The organism is Arthrobacter sp. AL05 (assembly GCF_029960715.1).
Classification (GTDB): Bacteria; Actinomycetota; Actinomycetes; order Actinomycetales; family Micrococcaceae; genus Arthrobacter.
In genome coordinates, this window is record NZ_JASBRC010000039.1 from 1 (window position 1) to 3,684 (window position 3,684).

General features: G+C 63.7%; 3 protein-coding genes and 1 pseudogene. All 4 read right to left on the minus strand.

The features are described from left to right. Window positions 1-142: 142 nt before the first annotated feature. The gene (locus QK287_RS18240; RefSeq protein WP_282361112.1) at window positions 143-838 is read right to left on the minus strand and encodes a LysE family translocator; all 696 of its coding nucleotides are present in this window, start codon (window positions 836-838) and stop codon (window positions 143-145) included. A gap of 513 nt (window positions 839-1,351) precedes the next feature. Next, window positions 1,352-1,747, minus strand: a complete 396-nt coding sequence (locus QK287_RS18245) for a Rid family detoxifying hydrolase (protein ID WP_226773785.1) — start codon at window positions 1,745-1,747, stop codon at window positions 1,352-1,354. 83 nt (window positions 1,748-1,830) lie between these two features. After that, a pseudogene (locus QK287_RS18250) lies at window positions 1,831-2,987 on the minus strand (IS3 family transposase). Window positions 2,988-3,241: 254 nt separating this feature from the next. After that, the gene (locus tag QK287_RS18255; protein WP_282361113.1) at window positions 3,242-3,475 is read right to left on the minus strand and encodes a hypothetical protein; all 234 of its coding nucleotides are present in this window, start codon (window positions 3,473-3,475) and stop codon (window positions 3,242-3,244) included. Between the last annotated feature and the right edge of the window lie 209 nt (window positions 3,476-3,684).

Here is a 3,684-nt window from a genome sequence, read left to right on the forward strand (position 1 = left end):
TTTACCGGCCACCACCGAATGCCTCGGCATAGTCACGGGCTCGGCATAGATCGACGATGATCAGTCCGTAGCGGCGCAGCCGGACCAGTTCCTGTGGGAGGGCAGGATGGCGTGACCGTCACGGTGTGACCACGGCTTGGCATCAGAGTTCCCGTGCGCCTTCGACGGCGAGGCCGACGCCGAAAGCTGTCAGCACTCCTCCGCTGCCGCGGAAGAGCAGGTTCTTGACCCGGGGGCCTTTGACGAGTGGTCGCGAGGCGCTGAACACGAGTGCGTAGGCGATGCTCGACGCGAATCCGACCACGGCGAATGTGAGCCCGTAGACGGCTACACCCAAGGGGGTTGGGTGAATCGGGAGGAACGGTGGGATGACCGTCGTGAAGATGAGGAGCGTTTTCGGATTTGACAGCTCGGACAGCGCTCCTTCGGCATATCCCCGCCGTGCCGGGCCCCGCGCGTCGAGCGTCGCCGTCTCGTCATCGGCCACGCCGTGTCCGCGGCTGAGGAGGAGTCGGAGCCCGAGGTAGATCAGGTACGCCGCCGCGAGGAACCGAAGCGCCTCGAAGGCCGGACGGTAGGCGACCAGCAACGCGGTCAGGCCGGCGATCGAGGCCGTCACCCATACGAGGTCGCTCGAAAACACTCCGGCCGCCGTGATGAGTGCTCCTCGTCTGCCGCGGATGACGGCGTTCTTCATGATGAGCACGATCGCCGGCCCGGGATCACGGTCAGGACGACGGCGATGGCTAGGAACGAGAAGTACGCGACGGGTATCCCCGGATTCTACTCGGCAACCCGTTGTGCGGGTCTGCCCGATCGACGATCGCTTGGCGGGCACTCGACGGCCGCTGACGAGGCGGTGATTCTGGCTGCGGTGTTCGTCAAATCGCAGAACGGCCCTTGGTCCGATGGCTCGTTCTTTACTGGCTCCACGATGGTCGGGTCTGCTTTTTCTGGTGCCTCAGCTGCCGTGGATCCCACCGTAGGGCACCTATCTGGCCTGGCTCAATTGCGGGCAGCTCGCCATTCCACGCATCACCGCGGCGAGCACGACGTTCGGGGTCGCCACCGACGTCGACGGGCCTGCGAAACTGTTCCACGACAAGGCGCGGGTCGCGCTCAACTCCGGGCACATTTTCGGTTCCGGAGGAGACGGGTATGTGCGTCTCAACTTCGCGACCTCAAGCGCCATCCTCACTCTCGCCCTGACCCGGATGGGAGAGGCAGCCACCGCGCAAGACTGACGACGGTCAAGTGCCGTGGACGCCTCGTACGGATCAGCGTGTGCGCTACTTCCAAGCCTCGGGCTCAAGAAGTCCGACGTGCCCAGCCAACGGCGACCCGTCGAGTCTTAGTCGGCTTCCCTAGATGCCGCGACGACCTCGATTTCGACTCGGGCTCCAAGTGGGAGCCCGGCGACTGCGACGGTGGTTCGGGCCGGGTACGGCTCAGAAAAGACCCTCGCGTAGACACTGTTCATCGAGGCAAAATCGGCCATGTCAATCAGGTAGACATTGACCTTCACTACGTCCGCAAAGCTGCGATTCGCGGCCGCGAGCACCGACGCTAGGTTGGCGAACACACGCTCGGTCTGGGCGTCGATTCCTCCATGGATGAGTGCCTCCGTCGCCGGATCAATGGGGGTCTGGCCAGAGACATAGAGCAAATCCCCCGGTCCGGACGCGGCGTGAGAATATGGCCCCACCGGCTTCGGTGCAGCAGGATCGGTGACAGTTGATCGGGGCATGGCACCAGAATATAGGGACTGCTGAAGGTTTAGTTGACAGCTTGACCTGCCGCAGGGATTGGTTACCCCGTGAAGAATGAGTCTCAGGCTGTTTGGGATGGGTGCTGGCAGTGTAGCTCGTGCTCGATCGGAGTCCGATAGTCCAGTCCGGAATGGCGGCGCTGGCGGTTGTAGAAAATCTCGAAAGGAGCGCGAAGATCGCGTTGGCCAGATCGGTGCGGGTCTTCCAGCGTTTCCTGTTCAAGAGCTCGATCTGCATGCTGGACCAAAAGGATTCCATCATCGCGTTGTCATAGCCGTCCCCGATCGTCCCGAACGAGGGCATCAGGCCGGCCGAGCGGATCTTGTTGGTGAAGGCCCAGGAGGTGAACTGGACGCCGTGGTCGGCATGGACGATCCCGCCCGGGACGGGCCGGCGGTTTCTCATGGCCATGTCCAGGGCGTTAACGACCAGGGCGGAGTCCTGGTTGCTGTCGATCGACCAGCCCACGATCCGGCAGCTGTTGGTGTCCATCACGGCGCAGCAGTAGACCTTGCCCTCCCTGGTGGGATGCTCGGTGATGTCCGTGACCCAGAGCTCGTTCGGCGACAGACGCAAAGAATTTGCGGTGCACGAGGCAAAAGCTGGTGGCGATGCCTCGCAGGCGTTTGACCTTGGCCGGCCCGGGAAGGCCGGCAATTCCGGCCAGGCTCATCAGCTCCGCGACCAGATGCTCGCTGACGGTGACGTTCATGCCCCGTGTCAGTTCGGCATGGATCCGGCGGGACCCGTAAGTTCCTCGGCTTTCGGCATGGACCGCCCGGGTGAGCCCGGTCAGCCATTGCCGGCGCATCCTGGTCGGTGACATCGGCCTCTTCCGTTACTTGTAGTAGCCCGGGCTGCTTACCCCCAGCAGCCGGCAACAGACCTTCGTGGGGAACCCGGCACCGGTAAGTTCTCCGATCACCGGGTGGATCCTTTTGGGTCCGGCCGGCCCTCAACGAGCAGCTTCGCTGCACGCTTGAGGATCTCCACTTCCGTTTCCAGCTGACGGATCCGCTTCCGGGCTTTGGCCAGTTCGGTGCTCTCGGGCGTCGTCAGCCCCGGGCGTTCGCCGCGGTCGATCTGGTCCTGACGGACCCAGTTGTGGAGGCCGCCCTCGCTGATACCCAGCTCGGCGGCCACTTGGCTAATGGGGTTGCCGGCCCGGACCAGGGCGACTGCCCGTGCGCGGAACTCCGGTGGATAGGGTCTTGGCATGTCGGAAGCCTCTCAGCGAGAGCCAAAAAACTCAAACCATTTCGGGTAACCAATCCCTGGGGCAGGTCACCGAGTCAACAAAAGCCGGGGCAGTCCCGTTTTGGCCTTGCTCGCGAAACTGAACCACCGCAGGTTCGACAGGATGGCGCTCAGAGGACAGACTTCGCGCTACTGGGTTAGCCTCATATCCGCCCGGTTTTCGGCGAGTACTACGGCGACCCCTGAACCCCGGGCGGTTGACGCCGGAGATGCTCTTAGTGCGAGGGGTGGATGGTCACCGGGTCGGTGCACAGGAACAGGCGCCGCGGTGAAGGGCCAGGCAGCCGGACCCAGAGGATGGATGCATCCGGGGTGATGGCGTCGATGGTTCCGTTGCTGGCGGGGTGTCCTTGTTCGGTGATGGTCACCGTCTGGCCGGTCCGCAGGCCGGACCAGTCTGAAGCGGGAACGTCGGCGGGGAATTCCGCGTTTTCCGTGATTTCTTGCACCCTGCCGAGCCTAGGGGCTGTTGGTGAACGCGGCATGTACGGGAACGGGCGCCGCGGGGGTGTGCCGGGGCTCAGTGCGTGCGTGTTTCGCCCGCAGGACTGTGTCGAGCTGGTCAGCCGGGGGGTGTCCCTATGCTTTTAGTCAAGCGGCCGGGGCGGGTTTCTCTTCGTAGAAGGTGCCGTGTTTGAGCATGGCGTAGATGACGTCG